This window comes from Mycobacterium simiae (assembly GCF_010727605.1).
GTDB classification, from domain to species: domain Bacteria; phylum Actinomycetota; class Actinomycetes; order Mycobacteriales; family Mycobacteriaceae; genus Mycobacterium; species Mycobacterium simiae.
Window position 1 is genome coordinate 3780434 of sequence record NZ_AP022568.1, and the last position, 22701, is coordinate 3803134.

A 22701-nucleotide genomic window follows, 5' to 3' on the forward strand; every position below is an offset into this window, starting at 1 on the left:
CCCGTTTCGATTGTCGGCGCGACGCTCTGGACAATTTCGGTTCGAGAAAGGTTGGCATGGCCCCGCCCGCATCCGCATTATCCCTCATCGCGGCCCAGCTGCAGATTCGCGAACTTACGGCGAAATACGCACTATTCGTCGATACATCTCAGGTCGAACCACTCGTGGCGCTCTTTGTCGAGGACGGCGTTTTCGATGAAACGCCCTGTGGTCTAGCGCGTTATCAGGGACACGCCGAACTCACAACCTGCTACAGCCAACTGTTCGCGGCGGCCAATGGGACCTTGCATCTCACCGCCAACCACATCTTGGATGATCTCGACGGCGACGAGGCCCGGGGGAGCTGCGCGGCGATCATCGTCGGTGTGATCGGTGGATCCGAAGTGCTCCTCACGTGTCGTTACGACGATGTCTACGTTCGCACCGGCGGTTGCTGGCGATTCCGGAGCCGGACGGTTACTCCTTATGTTCCAGTCGATCCCATCGCCCTTGCGTCGATGAGCTTTGACTAGAGGATTCCTCAGTGATGATGCGCGGGTGACTCGGTGTGATCACGGCGGTGCTGGTGCGCGTCGGCACTGCCCGCGGGGTAGGCATGGATCATCGCGGTCGTCAGCCTGGGCACCGCATGGATCAGGTCGTGTTCGGAGTCGTGCGCAATCTGGTGCGCCGCGGCCAAACTGAGCCCCGGGTCGATATCCAGTTCGGCGTCGGCATGCAGCCGGTGACCGATCCAGCGCATCCGCACGCTGCGCACCGAACGCACCCCCGGCCTGGCGGTGAGCGCCGCCTCGGCGGTGTCGATGTACGCCGGATCGACGCCATCCATCAAACGGCGAAACACGTCCCGCACGGCGGTGCTCAGCACAACCACGATGGCCGCCGTGATCACCAGCCCGATGATCGGGTCGGCCAGCGGGAAGCCTAGCGCTACACCGCCGGCGCCGATCAGCACCGCCAGCGAGGTAAAGCCGTCGGTGCGAGCGTGCACGCCGTCAGCGACGAGCGCGGCCGAGCCGATGCGGCGGCCGACTCGGATGCGGTAGAGCGCCACCCATTCGTTTCCGACGAAGCCGATGACGCCGGCCAGCGCAACCCAGCCGACGTGGTCGATGGGGTGCGGCGTGATGAGTCGTTCAACGGCCTCATACCCGGCGACGACTGCCGATAATGCGATCATGGCGACCACGAACAGCCCGGCGAGATCCTCCACCCGGCCGAAGCCGTACGTATAACGACGAGTTGCGGCCTTGGTGCTCAACGCAAATGCGATCCACAGCGGCACTGCGGTGAGCGCGTCGGAGAAGTTGTGAATGGTGTCGGCGGCCAGCGCGATCGACCCTGAGATTGCCACGATGACGATCTGTGCGATCGCGGTCGCCGCCAGGACCAACAAGCTGAGCTTGACGGCACGGATGCCGTCGACGCTGGATTCCAGTTCGCTGTCGACGCTGTCCGCGGCGTCGTGGGAATGCGGCGCGAAGAACCCCTTGATCACACCACGCAGACCCTTTGGATGGTCGTCCACATGCGGGTGATCGTGAACGTGCGGGTGGTGATGATCGCTCATCGGCCCTTGGCCTTCCGCGGCTGACGCGCGGTCGTGATGGCCCGCACGCCAGCGTCATGTCGGTGATGGGACGGCACACCGGGGCCGGCGTGTTCGGCGTTGAACACCGCGTCGCTGACCAACTGGCCCACGTGCTCGTTTTCCAGGCTGTAGAAGATCGTGGTGCCGGCCCGACGGGTGCGCACCAGCCGGGCCATCCGCAACTTCGCCAGGTGCTGGGACACCGAAGGTGCCGGCTTGTCCACCTTTTCCGCGAGCTCATTGACCGAGGACTCTCCCTCGGTCAGAGCCCATAACACCCGAATGCGGGTGGGATCGGCCAACATTCGGAAGACTTCGACGATCAGGCTGACCTGGTCTTCCGCCAGCGGCGTTGCAGCATTACCTGCATGCATACGTAGATACTAACTAACCCGCGGCCGCGCCGCGACCGCTGTGACGGGTGGGGCATGACGGCCGTCCGTTAGAACCTCGCGACAGCTCCCGCATCGATGGGTAGCGCCGCGCCGGTGATGTATTGCGACTCGTCAGAGGCGAGAAACAACACCGCGTTACTGACCGCGCGGGCCTCGATGACCGGCACCGGCAGCAAATGGAAATGGCCAATTACGGCGGCGGTGTCGTCCATCGTCGGGTTGGGCAGGTCCGGTCGTAGCGTGCGGTGGAACTGCTCGTTGTCGATCATCGGTGTGCGGATGTTGCCGGGGTGGATCGAGTTGACCCGAATCAACTGTGGCGCAAGTTCGTTCGCAAGCGAGTGCATCAGCCCGACGACGCCGTGCTTGGCCGAGGCATAGTGGACCATGTACGCGCCGCCGCGCAGTCCCAGCATGGAGCTGACCAGGATGATGGATCCGCCGCGGCCATCGGACATGTGCGGAATCGCCACTTTCGTGGTGTGCCACACCCCGGTGAGATTGATGTCGAGCATCGTTTGCCATGCCGTCTCTTCCAGCAACGCCGACGGTGCGGGACTACCGCTGATGCCGGCATTGGCGATCACCACATCGGGGCGACCCAACTGGTCGATGCCTCGTTGCAGCGCGTCGCGCAACCCCGCGAGGTCTCGAACATCGGCCTTGGCGGTGACGATGCGCCGGTCTAGCTTCTCGACCAGCGCGGCGGTCTCGTCGAGATCGTCGTCCGTCGCCCCCGGATAAACGACGCCCTCGACGTCGCTGCACAGATCCACCGCGATGATGTCGGCGCCCTCTTCGGCAAGCCGAACGGCGTGTTCTCGCCCCTGGCCACGCGCCGCACCCGTGATGAACGCGACCTTGCCGGCTACCCGGCCAACGGCGTGTGTCATGTTGCTCACGATATCGTCGGCCCCCACGCCCGCTTGCGCAGGAGTCGCAAACCATTGAGGGCGACGATGATGGTGGACCCTTCGTGGCCGGCCACACCCAGCGGCAGTGGCAGGTCGCCGACGAGATCAACGACGACCAATCCAACGATGAACACGCCCGCGATGACGAGGTTGGCGATGACAACACGTCGTGCGCGGCGGGCCAATGCCAGCACTGCCGGGATGGTCGCCAATTCGTCCCGGACGGTCACCGCGTCGGCGGTGTCCAGGGTGAGGTCAGCCCCGTTGCGGCCCATCGCGATTGAGGAGTGCGCACTGGCCATCGCGGGCGCGTCGTTGATGCCGTCACCGACGAACAGCACCCGGTGACCGGCAGCCTCCAGCCGGCGCACGGCGGCGACTTTGCCATCGGGCAGCAGGTCAGCCCGCACGTCGGTGATCCCGACCTGTGCGGCCACGTGCTCGGCGGCCGGTTGGGCATCGCCGGTGAGCAGGACCGGCGGCGCCGACGTGAGCGTGACGATGGTGCGGATGACCGCCTCGGTGCCCGGACGCAGGGTGTCATCCAGTCCGAGTACACCGACGGCTCGTCCGTCAATCAAGACGAGCACGGCGGTGATGCCGTCACGTTCCAGCTCTGCCACGGCGGGAAGGCGGTCGGGGACTGCGCGCGGACTGAGTACTTCCACCGTCTGCTCGCCGACACGTGCGCGCACCCCGCGCCCCGGCAGCGCCCGGAAGTCGGCGGCGCCGCAAACCGTGAGCCCGCGGGCGCGAGCTGCGTCGACGACGGCGCGCCCGAGGGGATGCTCGCTGAATTGCTCCACGCTGCCGGCTATCCGCAGTACAGCATGCTCGGAGTAGCGGTCGTCGAGGACGGTGACGGTGGCGAGTCGCGGTGCTCCCGTGGTCAGGGTGCCGGTCTTGTCGATGGTCACCCGCGTGGTGTCGGCAAGGTGCTCCATTGCCACCGCCGACTTGACGAGCACGCCATGGCGGCCGGCGTTGGCGATGGCCGAGAGCAGCGGGGGCATGGTGGCCAACACCACCGCGCACGGCGACGCGACGATCATAAAAGTCATCGCCCGAAGCAGCGTCGGCTGAAATGCCGCGCCCCCGATCAGGGGGACCGCGAAAAGCGCGAGGGTCACCACGACCATGCCGACGGAATAGCGTTGCTCGACCTTTTCGATGAACAGTTGCGTCGTGGCTTTGGTGGCCGACGCTTCCGCAACGAGGGCAACGATGCGGGCCAGGACCGTGTCGGACGCGTCTTTGGTGACCCGAATCCGAAGCGCCCCAGCGCCATTGAGCGTGCCCGCAAACGCGTCGTCGCCGACGGTCTTGCCGACCGGCAGGGGCTCACCGGTCACCGACGACTGATCGACATCCGACGCCCCCTCGATGACGACACCGTCGGCCGCTACGCGCTCACCGGGTCGCACGCTGACAACGTCACCGACACAGAGGGTTTGGGCATCCACCGATTGTTCAATCCCGTCGGCACCGATTCGGACGGCGCGCTCGGGCGTCAGGTCAAGTAGGCCCCGCACCGAATCTGCGGTGCGCTTGGTGGCCGCGTCCTCCAGGGCGCCCGACGTCGCGAAGATCACGATCAGCAGCGCGCCGTCGACGATCTGGCCGATACTCGCCGCGCCGATGGCCGCAATCACCATGAGCAGGTCGACGTCGAGGGTGCGAGAACACAACGCCCGCAACCCATCCCGCGCAGGCATCCAACCGCCGGTGAGATAGCAGGCCAGGTAACACGCCCACCAACTCCATGCGGGCGCGCGGAGCAGCTGTGTGGTCAGCCCGGCCAGGAACACCAGCAAGGCCACCGAGGCCCAGCGCACCGCGGGGACGGACCACAGCCCGGCGCGCCTCGGCCGTTCGACGGACAGGGTGGGCATCGCCTGCACGGCGGCGCAACTCATCGACGTCCCCTCAGCAATACGATCACGACATGTATACATGTAAAGTTCTACATATTTCATATCAGTTGATCCCCCGTGCTTCAATTGGGAGATGGGACATGGAGTCGAAGGCAGGGTGACACCACCGGCGACGCTCGACCCTTCCTCCGCGGTCAAAATCGCCGAGACGCTGCAAGCCTTGGCTTCGCCCAACCGTCTGATGATTCTGACCCGGTTGCGGCAGTCTCCCTGTTCGGTTGGCGAGTTGTCGACCGCCGTAGGGATGGAACAACCCGCGGTGTCTCATCAATTGCGCCTGCTTCGCGCTCTCGGCTTGGTCGCTGGCGATCGCAGCGGCCGCAACATCGTCTACCGGCTCTATGACAACCACGTCGCCCAGCTCCTTGACGAGGCCGTCTACCACATCGAGCACCTGCGCCTGGGCGCGAGCGAGGCCAGCGCACAGCGCGCCTGAAGCACGTGTTTGTTTGGAGCACAAGGTGTTTCGCGAATAAGCACCTATCTCTAGGCTGGTCTTGAAAATCGTTTTCGACAAAGGTTAGGCGGGCCGGGCGGAAAGTCTGCGGTCGACCAGCATTGCGCCGGTTCGGTCGTCAGGTTGGGCCCGGCCTACGGCAACGTAGGGCTGCGGCGACAGCGCGCGCCGCACTGCGCGGAACCTGATGTGGTCTGAAAATTCAGCTGAACTTTCGATAAGAGCGCGTGGCGGCAACGAATTAGAAACGTTCACGACTCTAATGTCGTGGGGATGACTATCGAGTACTACCTACAGAAGGTGCCCGTCGAGTCCGTCCGGCCGGGATTCTCGCTGGCCGTTCACACTGACGGCGACTACCGGTTGTTCCAGGTCGAGTGCACACAGATGTCGCAACGGGCCGGCTTGCCGATCATGTTCAAACTCACCTCCGAACCCGTCGACGGCGGGGCCCCCTGGGTCGTGGAATGCGAGGAGGGCACCCCGGTGGTGCGGATCCTCGGTGTGGCCAAGGCGGCGTCCTAGCCCGCCGTGCCCGGCTTCGCCGCGACGACGAACTGCAGTGCACGTTGGGTCTGCTGGTCGATGTCAATCAGGCCCGCCGCGGTAAACAGGTCCACGAACTCGTGCCGGCCGAACATCGTGAGTCCGATGCTGCGCGCGCCCGCCGTCATGACCTGATGCAGCGGCGCCACGTCGGGGGCATAGCTGGTCAGGATCGCAATCCGCCCGGCGGGTTTGAGCACCCGGATCATCTCACCGGCCACCCGGAACGGCTCCGGCATCAAATACAGCGCACCAAAACAGCAGATCGCGTCGAAGGTTTCGGGTCCGAAGGGCAGTCGGCGGGCATCGCCGCGGACATAGCACGTGCGCGGACCGCTGTTGTCCGCCACGGCGCGGGCCAGCATCGGTTCGGAGATGTCGAACCCGACCGCCAGCCCCTCTTCCGGCAGGGCCGCCGCCAACGGGGTGGTGAAGTTGCCTGGTCCGCAAGCCACGTCGAGCAGCCGCTGGGCCGTCGACAACCGCAGCGCCGACGCCGCCCGAATCTGCTCGGCCCGGTGGGTCAGCCCGCTGGCGAGGTAGAACGCGGTGGGCCGCCACAGGCGCTCGTAGACCGTCGCGACGAAAGGACTGTTCATGGCACGCTGGGCAATCGTCGGGACCGGCGCGCTGGTCGCCGCACCGAGCACGTCGAGGAAACCGTGCCGCAGGTGCGCTGTCTGGTTCATCAAGCCTCGGGTCGACTCGACCGGATCCTGGCTCATCGCATTGCACGGTAACGCAACACACCCCAGGCCCGGGTGCGGCCGGCCCCGGGTCGCAGTGATAATCATTTTCATCAACTGTCATGAGATTCCAGTCCGGGTGCGCTAGATGAGGGCCGAACGCCGACCACGTTTCGGGTCGATGGAAGTCCTGGTTTTCGGCTTGGTGATCTTCGCGATCTCCGGGACGTGGCTGCGGGCTGCGGTGGGAAACAGCGCCGCGTTGGCCACCGCGGGCACCGTGTTCTGCGGCGTGTTCGTCCAAGCCCTGCCGTTTCTGGGCCTCGGCGTGGTGGTCAGCGGACTGATCGCGGTGTTCGTGCCGCCCGAGCGCCTGCTGCGTTGGCTGCCGCGCCGGCCGGCGGCGGCCGTGCTTGCCGCCGGCGTAGTCGGCGCGGCGCTGCCGGGCTGCGAATGCGGCTCAGTGCCGGTGGCCCGGCGGCTGTTCGGCGACGGCGGCGCGGCCGGTGCGGCGGCCCTGACGTTTATGCTCGCCGCGCCCGCCATCAACCCCGTCGTGGTGGTCGCGACGGCCGTCGCGTTTCCGGGACAGCCGAAGATGGTCGTCGCCCGGGTGGTCGCGTCGTTGCTGACCGCGGTGGTGATGGGCTGCGCGTGGTCGCGATGGGGCCGCGCCGAATGGATCACCCGCCGGCTTCCGTCGCACGAATCGCACGGCCCGGCAACGCAATCCAAGTGGGTGATGTTCTGTGAGGTGGCGCGACACGACTTCCTGCAGGCCGCGGCCTACCTCGTACTCGGTGCCGCCGCGGCGGCGGCCCTGCACGTGCTGGTGCCGCCGTGGATCTTCGAACACGTCGGCGCGCATCTGGTCCTCGGCGTCGTCGCGATGGCGGCGCTGGCGGTCGTGCTGGCGGTGTGTTCGGAAGCCGACGCCTTCGTGGCATCCAGCTTGACGATGGTCCCGCTGGTCCCGCGACTGGTGTTCCTAGTCGTCGGGCCGGCCATCGACGTCAAGCTGGTGGCGATGCAATCGGGGATGTTCGGCCGTGCCTTCGCCACCCGCTTCGGCCCGGCGACATTCGCCGTCGCCGCCGTGGTCGCCACCCTGGTCGGCCTGCTGGTGCTAGGCGGTTCGCAATGAAACGCGAAACCGAGAACACGGTCCTGCTGCTGGTCGGGCTGAGCGTCGCGATGATCCTGGCCACCGGGGTGTTTACCCGCTACGTCAAGCCGTCGCTGTTGCCGTGGCTCGGGCTCACCGCCGCGCTGCTGATCGGGCTCGCCCTGGTGGCCATCGTCGGCGACGTCCGCCGCGGCGGTGCGCAGCAGCACGATCACCACGATCACCCCGCTGACGGGCATACCCATCGTGGCGGCGTGGTGTGGTTGCTCGCCGTGCCCGTCGTGGTGTTGATCTTCATCACCCCCCCGGCGCTGCGACCGCAGGCGGCCACCGGTTCGGTCACCAATGTCTCCAATGACGTTCTGCGGCAGGCCTTCCCACCGCTCCCGCCGGGTCGCGCACCGGAAGTGTCGCTGCCCGACGTCATGATGCGGGCCGCCAACGACACCACCGGATCGCTCAACGATCGGCTGATCACGGTCACCGGCTTCGTCCTCAACGAGCCCGGCGGGGTCGACCTGGCCCGGATCGTCATCATCTGCTGTGCCGCCGACGCGCAGCTGGCCCGCCTCCATCTGCGCGACCACGACGGCGCGGGCACCCTGCATTACGCCGACAACACCTGGCTGCGGGTGGAGGGCGTCGTAACTCCCGCGCAGCGACGGCCGCACACGCCGCCCATCCCGACGCTGCGAGCGGTCACGGTGACACCGGTCGCGGCGCCGCCCAACCCCTACGCCTGACGCCAAAACGCCGACAAAGCTGCTGGTTAGCCGTTAGGCTCGGGCGGCCAGCGCAGCGATCGCGTCGAAAGAGACCCGCATGACACGCCCCCGAATCCGCGCGCGGGCACCGCTGCGGATTTCCTTCGCCGGGGGCGGCACCGACGTTCCGCCGTTCCCCGCCCTCGAAGGCGGCTGTGTGTTGTCGGCGACCATCGACCGCTATGCCTACGGCTCGCTGTCCCCGCGGAGCGACCGCAAGGTCACCATCGAGTCCGTCGATTTCAAGACCACTCATGAGATGACGCTGGATAGCGAGATCCTCTACGACGGCAGCCTCGATCTGATCAAGGCCGCGGTGCGGCGGTTCGGCCGCGACGGCACCGACGGCTACGACCTGGTGCTTCGTTCGAGCGCACCGCCCGGCTCCGGCCTGGGCTCGTCCTCGACGATGATGGTCGCGCTCACCGGACTGCTCGCCGAGCACTACCGGGCGCCGATGGGCGAATACGAGACCGCCCAACTCGCGTGTGCCATCGAACGCGACGACCTCGGCATCGCCGGCGGTCTGCAAGACATGTATGCCGCCACCTTCGGTGGCTTCAACTTCATCGAGTTCTCCGATCGGGTGATCGTCAACCCGCTGCGGATCCGCGACGACACGGCTTTCGAGCTCGAGCTCAGCCTCCTGCTGTGCTACACGGGCATCACACGGGACTCCGCGCGAGTCATCGAGGATCAAACCCGCCGCGCCACCGCGGGCGCCGACGACACCCTGGCCGGGTTGCGGGCCCAAAAGGAACTGGCGGTGGCCATGAAAGCCGCACTGTTGACGGGCAAGCTCAGCGATTTCGGCGCGCTGCTCGGCGAGGCGTGGAACCAGAAGAAAAAGATGTCGCCCTACATCACCAACGAGCGCATCGACGAGCTTTACGATCTCGCGCTGCGCACCGGCGCGCTGGGCGGCAAGCTCACCGGGGCCGGCGGCGGCGGCTACATACTGCTGTTCTGCGACTTCACCAAGAAGCACCGGGTGATGGAAGCGCTCGAGGGTGCCGGGGCCGCGATCACCGAATTCGCTTTCGAAAGCAAGGGATTGACCACATGGCTGGCATAAGCATGTCGGATGTCGTCGCGCCGAGCGTGGCCACCGTCCAGCAACGACTGGCCGAAACCATTGCGGTCAAGCAGCAGATGCAGTCCGGCGAATTTGCCCGCCAGACCGTCGAAGTGGCGCGGGTGATCATCGCCGCGCTGCGCGCCGGCGGGAAGGTGATCTTCTTCGGCAACGGCGGATCCGCCCAGGACGCAGGGCATCTGGCCGCGGAGCTGATGGGTCGCTTCGCGTTCGACCGGCCCGGCCTCGCCGCGATCAGCCTGCCGGACGCCACTGCGGCGATCACGGCGATCGGCAACGACTACTCCTACGCCGAGGTCTTCGCCCGCCAGGTGCTGGCCGCCGGTCGGGCCGGCGACGTGGTCGTCGGCCTGACCACGTCGGGCAATTCGGCCAACGTCGTGCGCGCGCTCGAGGCGGCCGGCCGCGCCGGGATGACGACCGTGACGCTGACCGGCGCCCGCGGCGGCGAGGCGGCCGAGGTCGCGCAGATCTGCATTCGGGTGCCCAGCCACGACACCGGCCGCATCCAGGAGGCCTGTCTGCATCTGGGGCACACGATCTGCGAAATGGTCGAATCCGCACTGTTTGCCAGACCGTCCTGACGATGCGATTGCGCCACGTCCGGACCGTCTTTGTGGATCGCGACGGGACCATCAACGTCAAAGCCGGCGATGGCGAATACATCCGAACGCCCGCGCAGCTGGTGCTGTTGCCCGGCGCGGCGCAAGCGCTGGCCGCGCTGAACGCCGCCGGTCTGCGCACCGTGTTGGTGACCAACCAGCGCTGGTTGTCCGAACCGTCCGCGGACCCGGCGCATTTCGACGCAATCCAAGACCGGCTGCGCGAGCTGCTGGCGCGCGAGGGCGCCCACCTGGACGCCGTCTATCACTGTCCGCACCCGGCGAACAGTTGCGACTGCCGAAAGCCGCTCGCCGGCATGTTGATCCGCGCGGCCTGCGAGCATGGTTTCGACCTGAGCGAGTCGGTGATGATCGGCGACAGCGACGCCGACATGGCGGCCGGCCGGGCGGCCGGGGCGGCTACCATCCGGCTGGGCGGCGACGCCGGGGGCGGTGCCGACGTCGTGGTCAGAGACCTCGCCGCGGCGGCACGGCTCATTCTCGCCGAAACCGCCGGACGATCGAGAGGGCCATGAGCGTGAGCGCGAACGGCAAGTCGTCGCGCAGGTAGCGGCGGGCAAGCCGGCGCGGTTCCAGCAACAGCCGGTGCGCCCACTCCAACCCGAGCCGCTGGATCGCTGGTGAGGCCCGGCGCACGACGCCGGCGGCCATGCCGATCCCGGCGCCGCAGGCCAAAAACCACGCGCCCGGCAAGTGCTCACGCAGCTGTTCGATGAGCCGCTCCTGCCGGGGGAAACCTAGGCCGACGAACACTAAATCGGGCGCGGCCGCCACGACGGCGGCGATCGCCGCCCGCGCGCCTTCCGCCGTCGCGTCGAAGCCGTACGCCGGTGACTGGGCGCCGGCGATGCGCAGCGTCGGGAACTGCGCGGTCAGTGCCGCGGCCGCGCGCTGCGGGATGCCCTCGGCGCCGCCCAAGATGTAGACCGACTTGCCGTCCGCGGCCGCCGCCGCGCTCAGCGGACCGATCAGCGACGAGCCGGCCACCCGCTGGGGCAGGGGTACACCCTGCAACCGCGCCGCCCACACCAGCGGCATCCCGTCGGCAACGACCAGCGATCCTCGGGCGATCAGGTCGGCCAGGGCGGCGTCGCGGCCGGCCGCGCGGGCCACGTCGATGTTCACCGGGATGATCGAGCCGCCCGCGCCGTCGGCCCAGGCCTTGCGCACCGTGTCGACGGCCTGCCGTTGTGTCAGGGCGTCGAACCACAGCTCGCCCACCCGGATCCTGGTTGGCCGCATGACCTGTGATTCTCACCGGATCGCCGGCAAACTTCCACGGAACCGGCGACATCGGTTGGCCGGGTTGTTGCTGCACCGGTCGCAAACGCCATAGCCTGAGCCAATCGGACCGCAAGATGGGCCGCCGTGGCCGAACTGATCGGTGCGCGGGCGGAAGAACTCGCCGCGATGGACATCTTCGAAGGATGCTCCATCGATGACTTGGAGCCATTGGCCGCCTGCCTGCAGCCGCTGCGAGCGGCGGCCGGCCAGGTTTTGATGCAGCAGGGCGAGCGGGCCGTCTCGTTTCTGCTCATCTCCTCGGGCACCGCCGAGATCAGACACGTCGGCGCCGACGGCACCGTCTCGGTGGGCGAGGCCGCCGCCGGCACGATCATCGGAGAGATCGCCCTGCTCCGGGAAAGCCGTCGCATCGCGACCGTCATCACGGCCGAACCGCTGATCGGGTGGATCGGTGATAACGACGCCTTCACCAGGCTGGTGCACATCCCGGGCATCATGCCCCGGCTGCTGCGCACGGTCCGCCAGCGCTTGGCCGAGTTCGTTACGCCCATTCCGATCCAAATGCGCGACGGGACGCGCCTGCTGCTGCGCCCGGTACTGCCCGGCGACGACCAACGGACGGTGCACGGGCACATCCATTTCTCCAGCGAGACGCTGTATCGGCGGTTCATGACCGCCCGGATACCGTCCCCGGCCTTGATGCACTACCTGTCCGAGGTCGACTACGTCGACCACTTCGTCTGGGTCGTCACCGACGGCAGCGATCCCGTGGCCGACGCCCGGTTTGTCCGCGACGAACACGATCCGACCGTCGCCGAGATCGCGTTCACGGTCGCCGACGCCTACCAGGGCCGGGGCGTCGGCAGCTTTCTCATCGGCGCACTGTCGATCGCCGCAGAGGTCGACGGAGTCGAAAGATTCACCGCGCGAATGCTTTCCGATAACCTGCCGATGCGCACGATCATGGACCGCCACGGCGCGGTCTGGCAGCGCGAGGATATCGGCGTCATCACTACCATCATCGACGTCCCACGCGGGCGCGACCTGCACATCAAACGCGACCTGGCCGACAAGATCCGACGCGTCGCCCGCCAGGTGATCGAGGCGCTCGGCTGAGCCGTCGTCTCGTGATACCAAGGGCCATGCGCTGGCTCTGCATTGCCGTTGCGGTCACGGTGCTGACGGCCGGATGCGGCCACCCGTCGCCGCGTCGGCCGTCGGTCGCGCCGTCGTCTACATCGGCGCGCGCAAGCGTCGTCAACCCCGCCAACATCAAGCGAGTCGTTCGCGACCTACCACCCAATTACGAAGTCACCAGCGATATTCCGGGCACCGCCTCGCCGCGTCAGAGCTGGGGTCTCGATCCGGACGCGACGTCTCGGCCCGCGTCGTGCGCCGCGCTTGCCGACCCCGGCCTGGGTCGCGAGCAAACCGCGCAGGGACTGTCCGCCTCGGGCCAGGGCGGCATCATCAATGTGATCGTGGTGACTTTGCCGGATGTCGGGCTGGACCGCGGCGTCGTCGACAGCTGCGCCCAGTGGTCCCTGACCGCCAAGCACGCCACCGCCCACGTCAAGCTCATCGACCCGCCGCGCATCGACGGCGCCGACACCGTCGGTATGGCCGTCGATGTCAAATCCGCGGTCGAATCGGGCACCGAAATCGACTCGCGGGCATATACATTCATCGCCTACCTGGACGGCTACTACGCGTTCACCACGCTGACCACCGATCCCGGGTCGGCGTTGCCTGCGCTGGCACCGCAATTCGCCGCCGACTTGCTGGTCAAAACGGTGTCGACGTTGCGCGGCTGAACGTCGCGCGTTGGGTAGATTAGCCACGGTGTCCAGGCTGGTATGCGTGCTCGCGACGGCGTGCGTGCTCGCCGGCTGTTCATCGAACGACAACGCCGCGCCGAACGCCGACATCGCCAAGGTCGTCCAGGTGAAGTCGAGCTTCGGGCCCGAGTTCAAGGTCACCGACGTCTCGGAACGGGCGATCGACCCCAAGCTGTTGTCGGCACGAAAGCTGCCCGACGGGCTGAAATTCGATCCGGCCGACTGCGCGAAGTTGGCATCCGGCCCCGACATGCCGTCGGACGTGCAGGGCAACATGGCCGCGGTGTCGGCCGAGGGCAACGGAAACCGCTACGTGGTCATCGCGGTGGAAACGTCCAAGCCGCTGCCGGCCAGCGACCCGGGCAAGGACTGCACCAAGGTTGCGTTCGCGGGGACCGGGGTGCGCGGCGGCCTGGAAACCATCGACGCGCCCCGCATCGACGGCACCCGGACCCTGGGCGTGCACCGCGTCCTGCAGGCGGTGTTGGCCGGCGGCACCCGCACCGGCGAGCTCTACGACTACTCCGCGCAATTCGGCGACTACCAGGTGATCGTGATCGCCAACCCGCTCGTCGTGCCCGACCAGCCCATCGCCAAAGTGGACACCGAGCGCGCCCGCGACCTGCTGGTAAAAGCGGTCGCGGCGATCCGCACCTGAGACGCTCAGCGCACGTCGCGCGGCCGGAACTGGATGCTGACCCGCGGGCCTTTGTGCGCCCTCGTCTTCGGGACGGCGTGCTCCCAGGTCCGCTGGCACGAACCGCCCATCACCAGCAGGTCGCCGTGCGCCTGCGGCAACCGCAGCGACGGGCCGCCCCCGCGCGGGCGCATCGCAAACATCCGGGTGGCGCCCAGGCTGACGATCGCCACCATGGTGTCCTCGGCGCTGCTGCGGCCGATCGTGTCGCCGTGCCAGGCGACGCTGTCGGAGCCGTCGCGATAGCAACACAGGCCGATCGTGGTGAACGGCTCGCCGAGCTCACCCGCGTAGATGTCGTTGAGTCGCCGCCGCATCCGCGCCAGCAGGGGATGGGGTGGCTCCTCGACGGCCAGGTCGTAGAAGCACACCAGCCGCGGCACGTCGACCACCCGCTCGTACATCTGGCGGCGCTCGGCGCGCCACGGAATGCTGCTCAGCAGCGCGTCGAACAGCTCCTGCGCGCCGCGCGGGTCGTCACTGAGCCAGCCGGCGCGGACTTCGATGAAGGCGCCGTCCCCGAGCTGGCGCCGCTCGGTGTGCTCGAATAGCGAGCCCTGTAGCCCTGAGACCTGGGTGCCCACCCGTCGAAGTCTATCGCACATCCGTTCGATCAACCGGGACTCGCCCGGCCCACCAGGCAGCCTCGCGCGTGACGCGACGACCGCGATCGCCGCGGCTACGGTTTAAACCGTGGGTGTCACTGAACTGAGCACCAAGTCCGAGGTAGGCACGCTTCGGGTGGCGATCCTGCACCGGCCCGGCGCCGAGCTGCGGCGACTCAACCCGCGCAACAACGACCAGCTGCTGTTCGACGGATTGCCCTGGGTGGCTCGCGCTCAGGAGGAGCACGACCAGTTCTCCGACCTGTTGCGGTCCCACGGCGTGGAGGTGCTGCTGCTCGCCGATCTGCTGACCGAGGCGCTGCAGCACAGCGGCGCGGCCCGGATGCAGGGCGTGGCCGCTGCCGTCGACGCACGCCGGCTCGGGGTGCTGCTGGCCCAGAGTCTGTCGGCCTACCTGCGCGGCCTGGAGCCGGCGACGCTGGCGCATGTGCTGATGGCCGGCATGACGTTCAACGAGCTGCCGCCCGACACCCGGACTGACGTGTCGCTGGTGCTGCGGATGCATCACGGCGGCGACTTCGTCATCGAGCCGCTGCCCAACCTGGTGTTCACCCGGGACTCGTCGATCTGGATCGGGCCGCGGGTGGTGATCCCGTCGCTGGCGTTGCGGGCCCGGGTTCGCGAGGCGTCGTTGACCGACCTGATCTATGCCCATCATCCGCGATTTACCGGGGTGCGACGGGCCTACGAGTCGCGCACCGCTCCCGTCGAGGGCGGCGACGTGTTGCTGCTCGCTCCCGGCGTGATCGCGGTCGGAGTGGGGGAGCGGACCACCCCGGCCGGGGCGGAAGCGTTGGCGCGCAGCCTGTTCGACGATGATCTGGCCCACACGGTGCTCGCGGTGCCTATCGCGCAACGCCGTGCTCAGATGCACCTGGACACGGTGTGCACGATGGTCGACACCGACACCGTGGTGATGTACGCGAACGTCGTCGACAACCTCTCGGCATTCACCCTCCAGCGCGGCCAGGACGGAGTGAACATCAGCGACGAGGCTCCCTTCCTCGAGGCCGCCGCCAGGGCGATGGGCATCGACAAGCTGCGCGTGATTGACACCGGACTGGATCCCCTGGTCGCCGAACGCGAGCAGTGGGACGACGGCAACAACACGCTGGCGTTGGCCCCCGGCGTCGTGGTGGCCTACGAGCGCAACGTACAGACCAATGCCCGGCTGCGGGACGCGGGCATCGAGGTATTGACCATCGCGGGGTCCGAATTGGGCACCGGCCGCGGCGGCCCGCGGTGCATGTCCTGCCCCGTCGCCCGCGACTCGCTGTAGCTCGTCGCGGCTATCCGTGAAACTGTCACTGGCAACACGTTTCTCGAGTACCGCCGTCGCTAGTTGCAGCCTCGCGGCAAGGCGAGTCGGAAGGACTCAGCGCCAACTGGGCAGCCAGATCTCCATGTCCCAGGTCTGCTGCGAGATCGGCAGCCCGGTCAGTATCGGGAAGAGCCAGGCGAAGTTCGTCACGACCAGCGCCACATAGCAACTCACGACGATCAGTCCCAGCGTCCGGCGCTCCGCCGATTGGTTCGGGCGGAAGAGAATGTCGCCGCAAATCAGCGCGATGGCCATGACCAAAAACGGAGCCATGGTCGCCGCGTAGAAGAAGTACATTTGCCGGTCGATGTCGGCGAACCACGGCAGCCACCCCGCGCAGTAGCCGACCAGGACCACGGCGTAGCGCCAGTCCCGTCGGACCACCGCTCGCCACAGCGCATACAGCAGCACCGGCACTGCCAGCCACCACATCGCGGGCGTGCCGACCAGCATCTCGGCCTTGACGCAGGACTGGGCGCCGCACCCGCCGACATTCTGCTGATCGATGGCATACAGCACCGGCCGCAACGACATCGGCCAGCTCCACGGCTTGGATTCCCACGGGTGGTGGTTGCCGGCGGCATTGGTCAGCCCGGCATGAAATTCCAGGGCCTTGGCGCTGTAATGCCACAGCGAGCGCAGGGCGTCGGGGACCGGCAGCACGGATTTCGGCCCGATCGTCTGACCCACCTCGTGCCGGTCGATCGCCGTCTCCGACGCAAACCACGGCGCATAGCTGGCCAGGTACACCGCGATCGGGATGACCCCGATGGCGTAGGCCGTCGGGATCAGGTCGCGGCGCAGCGTGCCCAACCACGGCCTGCTCACCTGGTACTGCCGGCGTGCCGCGACATCGAACGCTAGCGACATCGCCCCAAAGAACACCACGAAGTACAGGCCGGACCACTTTGTCCCGCAAGCCAATCCGAGCAGCACGCCGGCCAAGAAACGCCACCAGCGCACCCCCAGCCGGGGGCCCCACACGGTGTCCGCGCTGCGGCCTTCCAGCAGCGCGATATGCATTCGCCGCCGCACATCGTCGCGGTCGACGATCAGCGCGCCGAACGCGGCCACCACGAAGAAGGTCAGGATTCCGTCGAGCAGCGCCGTGCGGGCGGCGACGAAGCTGACCCCGTCGCAGATGCACAACACGCCAGCGATCGCACCCACCAGCGTCGAGCGGCTGATGCGGCGCACGATCCGCATCACCAGCGTCACCATCACCACGCCCAGCAGCGCGCCGGTGAATCGCCAGCCCACCCCGTCGTAGCCGAAGATCGCCTCGCCGAGGGCGATCAGTTGCTTGCCGACCGGCGGGTGGACCACCAACCCGAACCCAGGGTTGTCCTCGACCCCGTGGTTGTTGAGCACCTGCCAGGCCTGTGGTGCGTAGTGCTTCTCGTCGAAGATGGGGGTGCCCGCATCGGTCGGCGAGCCCAGATTGACGAAGCGGGTCACCGTCGCCAGCAGGGTGATGATGCCGGTGACCACCCAGCCGCGGACGTGATCGAGCGGCCCGAAGTCCGCTACTGGCACCAGCGGGCCGGGGCTGACGGTGGGGACGACCCGCTCCGCGACGGCACCCTCCACGGTCGCGGAGGCTTCGCTGGGCGGGGCAGTCATCACGTCGATCGTAGGCTGTCCGTCATGTCTTATGGCCGCCTATTGCTCGGCGCAACGCCGTTGGGCCAGCCGTCGGATGCCTCCCCGCGGCTGATCAAGGCGCTCGGCGAGGCCAATGTGGTGGCGGCCGAGGACACCCGGCGCGTGCGCACGTTGGCCAAATCCCTAGCGGTGACGATCACGGGCCGGGTGGTCAGCTTGTTCGACCAAGTCGAGGCCGCGCGGGTGGAGTCCCTGATCGCTGCCCTGAAGGCCGGGGCGACGGTGCTGCTCGTTAGCGACGCCGGGATGCCGCTGATCAGCGACCCCGGCTACCGGCTGGTCGCCGCGTGCATCGAAGCCGGGGTGCCGGTGACGTGTCTACCCGGACCGTCGGCGGTGACCACCGCGCTGGCCGTGTCCGGTCTGCCGTCGGAGAAGTTCTGCTTCGAGGGCTTCGCCCCGCGCAAAAGCTCGGCCCGCAAGACGTGGCTCGCCGCATTGGCCGACGAGCGGCGCACCTGCGTGTTCTTCGAGTCGCCGCGCCGGCTGGCCGCGTGTCTGGACGACGCCGTCGATCAGCTCGGCGGTGAGCGGGCCGCCGCGGTCTGCCGGGAGCTGACCAAGGTGCATGAGGAAGTGCTGCGCGGTTCGTTGGCGGAATTAGCCGCCTGGGCGGCCGACGGCGTGCTGGGCGAAATCACCGTGGTGCTGGCCGGCGCGCGCCCGGCCGCCGACCTGCCATCGCTGGTGGCCCAGGTGCACGAGCTGATCGCGGCGGGCGCCCGCGTCAAGGACGCCTGCACCCGGGTGGCCGCGGCGCACCCCGCGGTGCGATCTCGCGACCTGTACGACGCGGTGCTCAAAGAGCGCCGGGACTAATGCGGGACTAACCTACGCCGGCGGCGGCCGCGGTACGCGGCGCCGCGACGACCGGGGCGGCCTTGTGCAGGCATTCCTGCCATTCGGCGTCGGGATCGGAATCGGCGGTGATGCCGCCGCCCACCCCCAGCACCGCGCCGCCGGCTGCGTCGAACTCCACGGTCCGGATCGCGACGTTCAGCTCGCATCCCGCTATCGGCGACGCCAATCCAATTGTGCCGCAGTAGATTCCGCGGCGGTGCTGTTCCCATTGCGAAATGAGTTGGCGGGCACGGTGTTTGGGTGTTCCGGTGACCGAGGCCGGCGGGAAGGCGGCGTCCAGCAGTGCGGCAGTGGGCAGCTCGACGGGAACCTGCGCCGAAACCGTCGACACCAAATGCCACACACCCGGTGCCCGTCGAATCACCAGCAGCTCAGGCACTTTGACCGTTCCGGTGACCGCGACCCGGCCCAGGTCGTTGCGGACCAGGTCCACGATCATGATGTTCTCGGCCACTTCTTTGGGGGAGGCACGCAGCGCGGACGGCCAGGCGTCCAACGGCAGGGTCCCCTTGATCGGGCTGGACGTCACCAGGGTGCCGCGGCGGCGCAGGAATAGTTCGGGAGACAGCGACGCGACCGCTCCGGTGGGGCCGGCGACGTAGGCGGCGCGGGCCGGCGAGGTACGCGCAACGCCGTCGACGAAGAAGTCCAAGGCGCCGCCGCGGACCGTGCCGGTGAACCGGGTGCACACGCAGGCCTGGTAGACCTCGCCCGCGCGAATCGCCTCCAGACAGGCAAGGACGCCGTCGCGGTGGGCCGCCCGGTCGGCCGCCCCCCACTCGATCCGGAAGTCGCGCGGCGGCCCGGGGGTGGCGGCCAGCGCGGCCGTCAGCCACTGCGGCATCGGCGCCCCGGACAGACTCTCGTACCACCACCGGCCGTCCCGATCGCGGCGCAGCACACAGTCGGTCCAGCCGCCGGCGGCCTCGGGGATCCGGTGGGGCCGCCCGTCGGCGCCGGCGTCCGGATATGACAGATAGCCGACCCAGCCGCCGCCGACCGCGGCACCGTCGCTGGGTGGCGTGTTCAGCGGAACCGTGAAGGCGTCGGTGGCCGGCACCGGCCGCACCGCCACACTCGGCGCGATCACCGCCAGCGCACCGAACCATTCGCCGGTCAGCGCCGCGGGCGGCGGCAGACCGAGCCGGCTGGTGGCATCACCGATCGCGCGCAGCACGCGGTGCGCCTCGCCGAGACTGCCGAGCCGGTCGATCCGCACCGACCTAGCTTGACAGAACGGCGAACTTTCGCACCTCACGGCCTGCGCGGCTCAGCCGCGGCTGATGTCGCGGGCGGTCGCCAGCGCGGCCAGCTTGTCTGGATTTCTCATCACGTAGAAGTTGGTGATCTTGTCCTCGACAATCTCCACGGTGATCACGCCTTCGAGGTGCCCACGCAGGTACAGCAGCACCGCCGGGGCGTTGTTGCAGTTGACGAGCTCGACGTGCAGCTCTGTCTCCTCCTGGGCCTTCCGGAACAGGCCGGCGATCGCCCGGGCGACCTTGTCGGCGCCGACGACGGGCCGGCGCGCGGCCGAAACCTTGCCCCCGCTGTCGGCCATCCAGGTGGCGTCCGGCGCCAGCATCGTCATCAGTGTTTCCACGTCGCCGCTGGCGGCGGTGGCCAGGAACTGGGCGGTGAGCTCCGCGTTGCGCCGCGGGTCCACGTTGCCGAACCGTTTGCGCCGCGCCCGCACGTGTTCGCGAGCGCGATGAGCGACCTGACGCACCGTTGGCGCCGGTTTGCCCACCGCGTCGGCGATCTCGGCGTAGTCGAACCCGAACACCTCCCGCAGCACGAACACTGCCCGCTCGTCGGCGCTCAGCGTTTCCAGCAGCACCAGCATGGCCATCGAAACCGATTCCGCCAGAACAACATCCGCTGACGGGTCCTGGTCGTCGAGCAGCAGCGGCTCGGGCAGCCACGGCCCGACATACTCCTCGCGGCGACGGGCGCCGGCCCGTAACGCATTCAGCGCCTGCCGGGTCACCAGCTGGGCCAGGTACGACTTGGTGTCGTGCACCTTGGCCAGGTCGACGTCGGCCCACCGCAGATAGCTGTCCTGCAGCACGTCGTCGGCCTCGGTGGCCGAGCCGAGGATCTCGTAGGCAATGGTGAACAACAACGGGCGCAACAGGGTGAACCGTTGCGCGTGCTCACCGGTCGCGATCATGGGACCGCGACCTGGCGGTCGGCCGGCTGGGCGGGCCGCTGCCCGCCCTTGAGCCAGAAGTATGAGCCGGGCTTGGCCGCCTCGCGCCGAATTGCCCACAGCGTGCCCCGGCAAATGCGTTCCTTGATGGCCGCGGTGACGCGGCCGCCGAGCGCCAGGTTCACCGGAGTGTCGTCGGTGTGTGCGAACTGCAGGGTGCCGCCGCTGCGGCCGATGCTGATGCACTGCCCGACGAACGCCTGGTCGAGTGGCGCGGGATCCTGGCCGGCGATGCGGGCGAGCACGGTGTTGGCGGCCTGGGCGCCCAACGGCCCAGCGGCCTGGCAGCTCATCCGCAACGGCCGACCCGACGGCGCGGCCGCGTCACCGGCAGCGACGATACGGTCGTCGTCGATGCAGGTCAGCGCCTCGTCGGTGAGCAGCCGGCCGGCCTCGTCGGTGCGCAGTCCGCTGCGAGCGGCCAGGTCGGGCACGGCGAACCCGGCCGTCCATACCGTCGCCATGCTGGGCAGTACCGTGCCGTCGCTGAGCACCACGCTGTCCCAGCGCACCTCGGTGGCGGTGACGAATTCCGCCACGACCACACCGCGTGCGCGCAGCTGCTTGCGCACCGAACGCCGGCCGCGCTTGCTCAGCGATGCCCCGAACGGGCCGCCGCACACCAGCGTCACCGGGCGGCCCCGTTCGGCGAGTTCGGACGCCGTTTCGATGCCGGTCAGTCCGCCGCCCACCACGGTGACGGGAGCACCCAGCGGCAGGTCAGTGAGTGCGTAATGCAGTCGCTGCGCGCTTTCCAGATCGCAGATCCCATAGGCGAACTCGGCCGCGCCCGGCACCGAATGCGGCATCGCGCCGATGCTGCCCACGGCGTAGATCAAGTAGTCGTAGTCGAGCTCGGCGCCGGAGGTCAGCACCAGGCGACGGGCGGTGGCGTCGATCCGGTCGACGGCGTCGACGACAAGCTGGATGCCCTCGCCGAGCAGGGTGGCGTAGTCGGCGGTCGCGGCGCCGGTGTCGGCGACCAGCTGGTGCAGCCGAATTCGTTCGACGAAGACGGGGCGGGGATTCACCACGGTGATATCGACATCGGGCCGCTGGCGCAGCCGATTGGCCGCCAAGGTGCCGGCGTATCCAGCGCCGACGACCACGACGTGGGTGTTGTTGGTCATTGCTGTCTCCTCTTCTCGCGGGGCGTGTGCCCTTGAGACACCGGAGAGCGGCCAGGCGTGACATTACCCGGCGCGACTGTGAGCTGGATCACGACCCATCCTCGGTCGGTCCCGGCACCGGCCCACGAAGCGGGGCCAGCGCTACCGCTCGACGCCCACGGGAAGGAAGGCGAAATTGTTGACGTAGACGCCGCGGGCCACCCAGTCATCCTCGGCCCGACCCGCGTTAGCCGGATCCTGGTGCACGGCCGGGTCGAATTCCGATATCGGACGTCGATCCCCATCGAGTTCGAAGTAACCCGCGTAGCCGAGTCCGGTCAGCAACTCGGTGGCCTCGGCGACGGCATCGGGATGGTGGCGATTTTCGGCTTCGAGCAGGATTGCCGGTCGATTGCGCGACAGCGTGTCCGCGGCGCCACGCAGCACAGCTAGTTCGTGGCCTTCCACGTCGATCTTGATGAGGCCGACGTCATCCAAAGCGAGATCGTCGAGTCTTTTGACCGGGACGTCGGTGTGGCGGATGTTGCCGTGGTTGACGTCGGTGAGTGAGTTGGCGGAGTCGATAGTGCTCCGGCCCGGCTCGGACTCGACGACCCGCATCGACACAACTCCGGTCCGGTCCGATAACGCCACAGCTTCCACCTGGACGGCGGCGCCCACCGCACGGAACATCGCCGTCAACTCGCGGGCCTGGGTCGGTCGTGGTTCGAACGCGATCACCGATCGCGAGGCCGCCAACATGGCAATTGTGAACTGGCCGACGTCGGCGCCGACATCCACGGAAACCCGGTTGGGATCGCACATGGACCGAGCCAACCGCAGGTCGGCGCGGGACTGGCCCAGCCGTTCCAAAATGCGGTATTTCCGACGCCAGAAGAACCGAGGTGCGACCTTTTTCGCCGCAGGGGCAAGGCGGCGTTTAGCCGAACTTGCCCCAGACACTATGTTGTCTCCTGCCTGAATTAACGGAGCCA

25 protein-coding genes are annotated in these 22701 nt (G+C 68.0%); 13 read left to right on the forward strand and 12 right to left on the reverse strand.

Features of this window, described 5'->3' with window-relative positions:
• The first annotated feature begins 56 nt into the window (after positions 1–56).
• Positions 57–512 carry a nuclear transport factor 2 family protein gene (locus G6N33_RS17820; RefSeq protein ID WP_049919002.1) on the forward strand — a complete coding sequence of 152 codons (456 nt, stop codon included), beginning with the start codon at positions 57–59 and terminating at the stop codon, positions 510–512.
• An 8-nt stretch (positions 513–520) separates the two neighbouring features.
• Here the strand turns inward: G6N33_RS17820 and G6N33_RS17825 are convergent, their stop codons facing one another.
• The 4 genes from G6N33_RS17825 to G6N33_RS17840 form a co-directional block, all read right to left on the reverse strand.
• Positions 521–1570 (reverse strand): cation diffusion facilitator family transporter, encoded by a 1050-nt coding sequence (locus tag G6N33_RS17825; protein ID WP_044507855.1) that lies wholly within the window; start codon positions 1568–1570, stop codon positions 521–523.
• Entirely contained in the window at positions 1567–1965 is a 399-nt protein-coding gene (locus tag G6N33_RS17830) for an ArsR/SmtB family transcription factor (RefSeq protein ID WP_044507853.1), read from the reverse strand. Before G6N33_RS17830 ends, G6N33_RS17825 begins: the two co-directional genes overlap by 4 nt.
• A gap of 68 nt (positions 1966–2033) precedes the next feature.
• A complete protein-coding gene (locus tag G6N33_RS17835) occupies positions 2034–2879 on the reverse strand; it encodes a mycofactocin-coupled SDR family oxidoreductase (RefSeq protein ID WP_044512296.1) in 846 nt (281 codons plus the stop codon).
• Between the two features lie 5 nt (positions 2880–2884).
• Positions 2885–4816 (reverse strand): heavy metal translocating P-type ATPase, encoded by a 1932-nt coding sequence (locus tag G6N33_RS17840; RefSeq protein ID WP_044507851.1) that lies wholly within the window; start codon positions 4814–4816, stop codon positions 2885–2887.
• 91 nt (positions 4817–4907) lie between these two features.
• Between G6N33_RS17840 and G6N33_RS17845 the strand changes: the two genes are divergently transcribed.
• On the forward strand, positions 4908–5270 hold the full coding sequence (locus G6N33_RS17845) for an ArsR/SmtB family transcription factor (protein ID WP_044507850.1): 363 nt from the start codon (positions 4908–4910) through the stop codon (positions 5268–5270).
• Positions 5271–5564: 294 nt separating this feature from the next.
• On the forward strand, positions 5565–5816 hold the full coding sequence (locus G6N33_RS17850) for a hypothetical protein (RefSeq protein WP_044507848.1): 252 nt from the start codon (positions 5565–5567) through the stop codon (positions 5814–5816).
• Here G6N33_RS17850 and G6N33_RS17855 read toward each other — a convergent pair.
• A complete protein-coding gene (locus G6N33_RS17855; protein WP_044507847.1) occupies positions 5813–6562 on the reverse strand; it encodes a class I SAM-dependent methyltransferase in 750 nt (249 codons plus the stop codon). The genes G6N33_RS17850 and G6N33_RS17855 overlap by 4 nt on opposite strands.
• A 109-nt stretch (positions 6563–6671) precedes the next feature.
• Here G6N33_RS17855 and G6N33_RS17860 point away from each other — a divergent pair, with 109 nt between their 5' ends.
• The 5 genes from G6N33_RS17860 (at position 6672) to G6N33_RS17880 (ending at position 10647) form a co-directional block, all read left to right on the forward strand.
• The gene (locus tag G6N33_RS17860) at positions 6672–7667 is read left to right on the forward strand and encodes a permease (RefSeq protein WP_044507845.1); all 996 of its coding nucleotides are present in this window, start codon (positions 6672–6674) and stop codon (positions 7665–7667) included.
• Positions 7664–8392 (forward strand): TIGR03943 family putative permease subunit, encoded by a 729-nt coding sequence (locus G6N33_RS17865; RefSeq protein WP_044507843.1) that lies wholly within the window; start codon positions 7664–7666, stop codon positions 8390–8392. The genes G6N33_RS17860 and G6N33_RS17865 overlap by 4 nt, the downstream gene beginning before the upstream one ends.
• Positions 8393–8471: 79 nt before the next feature.
• The gene (locus tag G6N33_RS17870; protein ID WP_044507841.1) at positions 8472–9488 is read left to right on the forward strand and encodes a GHMP family kinase ATP-binding protein; all 1017 of its coding nucleotides are present in this window, start codon (positions 8472–8474) and stop codon (positions 9486–9488) included.
• A complete protein-coding gene (locus G6N33_RS17875; RefSeq protein ID WP_044507839.1) occupies positions 9476–10093 on the forward strand; it encodes a D-sedoheptulose-7-phosphate isomerase in 618 nt (205 codons plus the stop codon). The genes G6N33_RS17870 and G6N33_RS17875 overlap by 13 nt, the downstream gene beginning before the upstream one ends.
• Positions 10094–10095: 2 nt before the next feature.
• Complete coding sequence (locus tag G6N33_RS17880; protein WP_044507838.1) at positions 10096–10647, forward strand: HAD-IIIA family hydrolase; 552 nt, start codon at positions 10096–10098, stop codon at positions 10645–10647.
• Here the strand turns inward: G6N33_RS17880 and G6N33_RS17885 are convergent.
• Positions 10607–11374, reverse strand: a complete 768-nt coding sequence (locus G6N33_RS17885; RefSeq protein WP_101528108.1) for a WecB/TagA/CpsF family glycosyltransferase — start codon at positions 11372–11374, stop codon at positions 10607–10609. The genes G6N33_RS17880 and G6N33_RS17885 overlap by 41 nt on opposite strands.
• 126 nt (positions 11375–11500) lie before the next feature.
• Here G6N33_RS17885 and G6N33_RS17890 point away from each other — a divergent pair, with 126 nt between their 5' ends.
• From G6N33_RS17890 to G6N33_RS17900, 3 genes are read left to right on the forward strand one after another with little or no spacing between them, the layout of a single operon-like run.
• Complete coding sequence (locus G6N33_RS17890; protein ID WP_044507836.1) at positions 11501–12493, forward strand: GNAT family N-acetyltransferase; 993 nt, start codon at positions 11501–11503, stop codon at positions 12491–12493.
• Positions 12494–12519: 26 nt separating this feature from the next.
• Positions 12520–13191, forward strand: a complete 672-nt coding sequence (locus G6N33_RS17895; protein WP_044507835.1) for a DUF5642 family protein — start codon at positions 12520–12522, stop codon at positions 13189–13191.
• A 28-nt stretch (positions 13192–13219) separates the two neighbouring features.
• A complete protein-coding gene (locus G6N33_RS17900; RefSeq protein WP_044507833.1) occupies positions 13220–13873 on the forward strand; it encodes a DUF5642 family protein in 654 nt (217 codons plus the stop codon).
• 5 nt (positions 13874–13878) lie between these two features.
• On the opposite strand, the gene G6N33_RS17905 is transcribed toward G6N33_RS17900, so the two are convergent.
• Positions 13879–14496, reverse strand: coding sequence for an alpha-ketoglutarate-dependent dioxygenase AlkB (locus G6N33_RS17905; protein WP_232069436.1), 618 nt, complete (start codon positions 14494–14496; stop codon positions 13879–13881).
• Between the two features lie 109 nt (positions 14497–14605).
• Between G6N33_RS17905 and arcA the strand changes: the two genes are divergently transcribed.
• Positions 14606–15817: an arginine deiminase gene (arcA, locus tag G6N33_RS17910; RefSeq protein ID WP_044507831.1), complete on the forward strand. Its 1212-nt coding sequence runs from the start codon at positions 14606–14608 to the stop codon at positions 15815–15817.
• Positions 15818–15913: 96 nt separating this feature from the next.
• Here the strand turns inward: arcA and G6N33_RS17915 are convergent, their stop codons facing one another.
• Complete coding sequence (locus G6N33_RS17915; RefSeq protein ID WP_044507829.1) at positions 15914–17482, reverse strand: dolichyl-phosphate-mannose--protein mannosyltransferase; 1569 nt, start codon at positions 17480–17482, stop codon at positions 15914–15916.
• A 24-nt stretch (positions 17483–17506) separates the two neighbouring features.
• Here G6N33_RS17915 and rsmI point away from each other — a divergent pair, with 24 nt between their 5' ends.
• Positions 17507–18343, forward strand: coding sequence for a 16S rRNA (cytidine(1402)-2'-O)-methyltransferase (gene rsmI / locus G6N33_RS17920; RefSeq protein WP_044507827.1), 837 nt, complete (start codon positions 17507–17509; stop codon positions 18341–18343).
• 7 nt (positions 18344–18350) lie between these two features.
• On the opposite strand, the gene G6N33_RS17925 is transcribed toward rsmI, so the two are convergent.
• The 4 genes from G6N33_RS17925 to G6N33_RS17940 form a co-directional block, all read right to left on the reverse strand.
• Complete coding sequence (locus G6N33_RS17925; protein ID WP_044507824.1) at positions 18351–19604, reverse strand: aminodeoxychorismate synthase component I; 1254 nt, start codon at positions 19602–19604, stop codon at positions 18351–18353.
• Positions 19605–19655: 51 nt separating this feature from the next.
• Entirely contained in the window at positions 19656–20558 is a 903-nt protein-coding gene (locus G6N33_RS17930; protein ID WP_044507822.1) for an RNA polymerase sigma-70 factor, read from the reverse strand.
• The gene (locus tag G6N33_RS17935; protein ID WP_044507820.1) at positions 20555–21727 is read right to left on the reverse strand and encodes an NAD(P)/FAD-dependent oxidoreductase; all 1173 of its coding nucleotides are present in this window, start codon (positions 21725–21727) and stop codon (positions 20555–20557) included. The genes G6N33_RS17930 and G6N33_RS17935 overlap by 4 nt, the downstream gene beginning before the upstream one ends.
• A 141-nt stretch (positions 21728–21868) precedes the next feature.
• On the reverse strand, positions 21869–22669 hold the full coding sequence (locus G6N33_RS17940; protein ID WP_044507819.1) for an FkbM family methyltransferase: 801 nt from the start codon (positions 22667–22669) through the stop codon (positions 21869–21871).
• Positions 22670–22701 lie beyond the last annotated feature (32 nt).

Coding starts and splice junctions, on each gene's coding strand:
- G6N33_RS17820 (WP_049919002.1), top strand. CDS start 57: ATGGCCCCGCCCGCATCCGCATTATCCCTCATCGCGGCCCAGCTGCAG.
- G6N33_RS17825 (WP_044507855.1), bottom strand. CDS start 1,570: ATGAGCGATCATCACCACCCGCACGTTCACGATCACCCGCATGTGGAC.
- G6N33_RS17830 (WP_044507853.1), bottom strand. CDS start 1,965: ATGCATGCAGGTAATGCTGCAACGCCGCTGGCGGAAGACCAGGTCAGC.
- G6N33_RS17835 (WP_044512296.1), bottom strand. CDS start 2,879: ATGACACACGCCGTTGGCCGGGTAGCCGGCAAGGTCGCGTTCATCACG.
- G6N33_RS17840 (WP_044507851.1), bottom strand. CDS start 4,816: ATGAGTTGCGCCGCCGTGCAGGCGATGCCCACCCTGTCCGTCGAACGG.
- G6N33_RS17845 (WP_044507850.1), top strand. CDS start 4,908: ATGGGACATGGAGTCGAAGGCAGGGTGACACCACCGGCGACGCTCGAC.
- G6N33_RS17850 (WP_044507848.1), top strand. CDS start 5,565: ATGACTATCGAGTACTACCTACAGAAGGTGCCCGTCGAGTCCGTCCGG.
- G6N33_RS17855 (WP_044507847.1), bottom strand. CDS start 6,562: ATGAGCCAGGATCCGGTCGAGTCGACCCGAGGCTTGATGAACCAGACA.
- G6N33_RS17860 (WP_044507845.1), top strand. CDS start 6,672: ATGAGGGCCGAACGCCGACCACGTTTCGGGTCGATGGAAGTCCTGGTT.
- G6N33_RS17865 (WP_044507843.1), top strand. CDS start 7,664: ATGAAACGCGAAACCGAGAACACGGTCCTGCTGCTGGTCGGGCTGAGC.
- G6N33_RS17870 (WP_044507841.1), top strand. CDS start 8,472: ATGACACGCCCCCGAATCCGCGCGCGGGCACCGCTGCGGATTTCCTTC.
- G6N33_RS17875 (WP_044507839.1), top strand. CDS start 9,476: ATGGCTGGCATAAGCATGTCGGATGTCGTCGCGCCGAGCGTGGCCACC.
- G6N33_RS17880 (WP_044507838.1), top strand. CDS start 10,096: ATGCGATTGCGCCACGTCCGGACCGTCTTTGTGGATCGCGACGGGACC.
- G6N33_RS17885 (WP_101528108.1), bottom strand. CDS start 11,374: ATGCGGCCAACCAGGATCCGGGTGGGCGAGCTGTGGTTCGACGCCCTG.
- G6N33_RS17895 (WP_044507835.1), top strand. CDS start 12,520: ATGCGCTGGCTCTGCATTGCCGTTGCGGTCACGGTGCTGACGGCCGGA.
- G6N33_RS17915 (WP_044507829.1), bottom strand. CDS start 17,482: ATGACTGCCCCGCCCAGCGAAGCCTCCGCGACCGTGGAGGGTGCCGTC.
- rsmI (WP_044507827.1), top strand. CDS start 17,507: ATGTCTTATGGCCGCCTATTGCTCGGCGCAACGCCGTTGGGCCAGCCG.
- G6N33_RS17930 (WP_044507822.1), bottom strand. CDS start 20,558: ATGATCGCGACCGGTGAGCACGCGCAACGGTTCACCCTGTTGCGCCCG.
- G6N33_RS17935 (WP_044507820.1), bottom strand. CDS start 21,727: ATGACCAACAACACCCACGTCGTGGTCGTCGGCGCTGGATACGCCGGC.